Here is a 3,821-nt window from a genome sequence, read left to right as displayed (position 1 = left end):
GCGATGATCTTCAGCTCCCCGCCGCCGCAGTTCGGACACCGCTCCACGTCGATGACAAAGCGAAGCTTCAGCGCAGACCAACTTGTACTCAAGTCATGTCGGAGCAAAAGACGCGCTTGAGCAACCGTGCCCAGCTGATGCGGTGCGGCCGGGACTGAACTGTCTCTGCCTCGCAGCCAGCCGCCGCAGCGGCTTCGGTGGCCGGCTTGTCTTGATCCGGTGGCCGCTGCGGCACCACAAGCGCACGCAGCTTCGCGTTCGGCGCCAGCACCCCATGGTTCGCGCAGCGGGGGTCCGCTTACTTCGCGCAGCGAAGTTATGCGGGCACCAAACGGATCAGGTGCAAGCGCGGCCGCGGCACCAGCGCGGCCAGCCGCTGCACGAACTCCAGCGGGCTCATGACCAGATGCGTGGTCCCGTCGCGCCACGGCGTCTTGAGCTTGAGCTCCACCTGGCCGGCGGCGTTGAGCTGGATCCTCTCGTCCGACAGCGCGGGGCGCATGATGTAGCGGCACAGCTGTTCCAGCCGCTTGCGGTCGTGTGCCTCGACCCGTACCGCAGCGTGCAGGCTGAACCCGTCGATGTCGGCGCAAAGTGGCTGGCGGTCCCGTGTCCACGCTCAGCCCCTGAGCGTCAGCTGCAGGCGTTGCTGGCCGACGACTACGAACTGGTGGGCCTGGCCGGCGACGGCCGCTCGCTGCTGCAGCTGGCGCGGCAGCGCACCGCCGACTTGATCGTCGCCGACATCTCGATGCCGGGGCTGAACGGCATCGACGCGCTGCGCGCGATGCGCCGCGAACGGCTGGACGTGCCGGTAATCTTCTTGACCATGCACACGGAAGCCGCCTACGCGCGCCGCGCGCTCGAAGCCGGCGCCGCCGGCTACGTGCTCAAGCCCGCCGCGCCGCAGGAGCTGCTGCAGGCGTTGCGCGTGGCGGCCGAAGGCGGCATCCACATCAGCCCGAGATCGCCGTCGAGGTTCTGGGCTCGCCCGGCCAGCGGCCCGAGCGCGACCCGGCTTCGGGGGCTGACGCCGCGGCAGCGCGAGATCCTGCGGCTGCTGGTCGACGGCCGCTCGGCCAAGGAGATCGCCCGGCTGCTCGACATCTCGCACCGCACGGTGGAGTACCACAAGTACCAGGCGATGGAGACGCTGGGCGTGAAGAGCAATGCCGAGCTGATCAAGATCGTGTTGCGGCTGCAGATCCGGGGCGTCTGGTTCCCGAATCGGGCGCGCCTACGGCAAACCCCGGGCCGCAGGGCTGCTCAGCGCCTCGCCGAGTTCGACCTTGTTGCGCACGCCCAGCTCCAGGTAAGCATCGCGCAGATAGGTGCGCACGGTGGCCGGGGTCAGCCCGAGCTGGCGCGCGATCTCCTTGTTGGAATGCCCGCGCGCGAACTGCTGCGCCACCAGCAGCCGGCGCGGCGCCAGGCGCGGCCACAGGCCGGTCTGCGGCGGCTGCAGCAGCAGCCAGACATGCTCACCCTGCTCCAGCGCCTGCAGGCCCTCGCCGGCCGCGGCCATGGCGGCCGGCGGCAGCGGCAGCTGGCGTCCGTCCCAGCCGGGCCAGCGCTGCGCGATCCATTCGAACAACTGCGTTCCCGCATGGACGAGACGGCCATCGCGCGCGGCGACGGCCACGCGCTCGATGTCGGCGCCCGCACCCGCACCCGCGCGCAGCGCGTCCTGCAGCGCAAAGCGCCACAGCTGCAGCAGGTGCCGCGCCAGCACCTCGAAGCAGCGCGCTTCGTCGTCGGAGAAGGCCGGCTCGTCGGGCCCGCGGTACAGGCAGACGAAGAAGCCGTGGCCGGTGGGCGTGTCGTCCAGTACCAGGCCCATCGCATGGTGGATGCCGAAGCGGCGGTCGAAGGCGCGCACCGCGTCCGGCAGTTGCGCCCCGGTATCGCTGCCGCGGTGCACGACGCCGCGCTGCGCGCGCAGGGCGTCGCCGAACTCGTCCTGCGGCGCGAGTTCGAGCCAGGCGCCGATGAACTCATCCGGCAGGCCGTACAGCTGGGCCTGGTAGATCGTCGGCGCGCGTGGCGGGTCCAGGTCGACCGCCAGCCCCCAGAGACCGCTGCGGAACGCGAGCATCTCGCGCACCGCCAGCCAGGCCTGCTCCAAAAAGGCCGGCGCGCTGACGCGCCGCGCCAGCTGCCCCAGTTCGAGCAGCTGCGCGCTCAGGCGCTGCAGCTGCAGGGTGTAGTCATCGGCGGGCATCGGGTGGTCGGTAGTGCGGGGCCTGCATGTTAGGGCGCGGGTCCGCTTTTGCAGACTGGTGCAGACCCGTCGCGCTGCCTAGCCTTGCGTCTTTCACAGCCGTGGCCGCGACGGCGACGGCAACCAGAGGAACCGAGGACATGACCCCCCCAGGACACGACGCGATCTGCTGAAACTGCTGGGCGCCTTCACCGCGGCCAGCGCCTTGAGCCCGCTGGCCGGCTGCGGCGGCGGCGGCGACACGGCTGACGAAGCCATCGCCAACAGCCTGCTCGAGACCACCGCCGACAACCAGGCGGCCACCTACCGCCACGTCGACCGCATCGCCGCCACGCGCAGCGTGCAGCGCGGCGCCGGCGTGCGCGGCCTGCCGGCCCATGCCGTGCCGCTGGATACCTTGCGCTACGACTTCGATGGCCGCAGCCTGAGCATCGACGACTACATGGCGCGCAACCGCACGTCCGGGCTGCTGATCCTGAAAGGCGGCCGCATCGCGCTGGAGCGCTACCGCATGGGCAACGACGACGCCTCGCGCTGGACCTCGTTCTCGGTCGCCAAGTCGATCACCTCCACGCTGGTGGGTGCGGCGCTGGCCGACGGCAGCATCGGCAGCCTCGACGACCCGCTGACGCGCTACCTGCCGCAACTGCAAGGCACGGCCTATGCGGCCAACACCATCCGCGAGCTGATGCGCATGTGTTCTGGCGTGCGCTGGAGCGAGGACTACGTGGCCAGCGGCGATTCCGACATCACCCGCCTGTCGCAGGCGATGCAGGCCAACCGCCCCGGCAGCACGCTCGAGCTGATGGCCAGCCGGCCGCGCGCGGCAGCGCCGGGCAGCGCCTTCAACTACAGCACCGGCGAGTCCTTCGTGCTCGGCGCGGTGGTGGCCGCCGCCACCGGCAGCGACCTGAGCCGCTACCTGTCGGACAAGGTGTGGAGCCGCGCCGGCATGGAAGCCGATGCGTACTGGATGCTGGAGGCCGAGGGCGGGCTGGAGATGGGCGGCAACAACCTGAGTTCCTGCCTGCGCGACTACGGCCGCCTGGCCCTGTACCTGCTGGAAGGGGCCGGTGGTGCGCTGCCGGCGGGCTGGCTCGAGCAGGCGGCCTACCCGGACAGCGCCGTCACGGCCTGCGGCGCGCTGTATCCGGGCTACCCGCTCGGCTATGGCTATCAGTGGTGGTCGTTCCCGCGCGGAGCCGCGGCGCTGCCCTTCCATGACGGTGCGTTCACGGCCCAGGGCATCTTCGGCCAGTTCGTCTACATCAATCCGCAGCAGGACCTGGTGGCGGTGGTGCTGAGCGCCTGGCCGGCGTCGTGGGTCGACAGCGCGGAGCTCGAGACCTACACGCTGCTCGGCACGGCTGCGGCGCTCGGCTGAGAGCATAGGAAATTCAAACGCCCTCTTCAAGCCGACAGGCCCCGGGAGCATAGGAAATTCAAACGCCTTTTCAAGCCGACAGGCCCCGGGGTAAACCCGACAGCGCCGCTTGATCCGAGCATAGGAAATTCAAACGCCCTCTTCAAGCCGACAGGCCCCGGGAGCATAGGAAATTCAAACGCCTTTTCAAGCCGACAGGCCCCGGGGTAAACCCGA

The 3,821-nt window shown here is 70.0% G+C and carries 3 protein-coding genes and 1 pseudogene; 2 read left to right on the top strand and 2 right to left on the bottom strand.

All coding sequences use genetic code 11. The annotated features are described in order from the left end of the window. Positions 1 to 316 precede the first annotated feature (316 nt). Positions 317 to 568: a transposase gene (locus ACOVRJ_RS06640; RefSeq protein ID WP_422043098.1), complete on the bottom strand. Its 252-nt coding sequence runs from the start codon at positions 566 to 568 to the stop codon at positions 317 to 319. Here ACOVRJ_RS06640 and ACOVRJ_RS06635 point away from each other — a divergent pair. Continuing rightward, positions 539 to 1,177: pseudogene (locus tag ACOVRJ_RS06635) on the top strand (response regulator transcription factor); the annotation flags it as partial. The gene ACOVRJ_RS06640 and the pseudogene ACOVRJ_RS06635 overlap by 30 nt on opposite strands. A 60-nt stretch (positions 1,178 to 1,237) precedes the next feature. Here the strand turns inward: ACOVRJ_RS06635 and ACOVRJ_RS06630 are convergent. Then, positions 1,238 to 2,221, bottom strand: a complete 984-nt coding sequence (locus ACOVRJ_RS06630; RefSeq protein ID WP_422043097.1) for a helix-turn-helix transcriptional regulator — start codon at positions 2,219 to 2,221, stop codon at positions 1,238 to 1,240. Between the two features lie 205 nt (positions 2,222 to 2,426). Between ACOVRJ_RS06630 and ACOVRJ_RS06625 the strand changes: the two genes are divergently transcribed. Further along, on the top strand, positions 2,427 to 3,605 hold the full coding sequence (locus tag ACOVRJ_RS06625) for a serine hydrolase domain-containing protein (protein WP_422043096.1): 1,179 nt from the start codon (positions 2,427 to 2,429) through the stop codon (positions 3,603 to 3,605). Positions 3,606 to 3,821: the final 216 nt, after the last annotated feature.

It is taken from the genome of Roseateles sp. (assembly GCF_049240545.1).
Lineage (GTDB): Bacteria > Pseudomonadota > Gammaproteobacteria > Burkholderiales > Burkholderiaceae_C > Paucibacter_A.
This window is presented reverse-complemented; position numbering and strand designations above follow the sequence as displayed.

What these genes read in the sequence shown, in the direction of transcription:
- ACOVRJ_RS06630 (WP_422043097.1), bottom strand. Translation starts at nt 2,221, where the DNA reads ATGCCCGCCGATGACTACACCCTGCAGCTGCAGCGCCTGAGCGCGCAG.